The 222-nt window shown below is 53.6% G+C and carries 1 protein-coding gene; it reads right to left on the bottom strand.

All coding sequences use genetic code 11. The annotated features are described in order from the left end of the window. A partial coding sequence (eutB, locus tag HMPREF0077_RS10295) for an ethanolamine ammonia-lyase subunit EutB (RefSeq protein ID WP_004837967.1) occupies positions 1 to 222 on the bottom strand: 222 nt, incomplete at both ends.

Raw genomic sequence — 222 nt, forward strand, 5'->3', positions numbered from 1 at the left:
GCTACCGCCGCGACCACTTCCGAGGTCAGCCCTTTGCGGGTAAAGGCAATGTCGTCCACGCTGGTTTCATCGCTCAGCACATACTCACGCAGTTCGCTGATGCTCCAGTTTTTAATCTGGTTGTAGGCCGTTTCGTTAACATCGTCCTGAATCAGCCGCGTCACGCAGTCATCTTCATAGGCAATCACCGGATTATTGCGGATGTCCGCTACGGTCATTTCC

It is taken from the genome of Anaerococcus tetradius ATCC 35098, from assembly GCF_000159095.1.
GTDB lineage: Bacteria > Bacillota > Clostridia > Tissierellales > Peptoniphilaceae > Anaerococcus > Anaerococcus tetradius.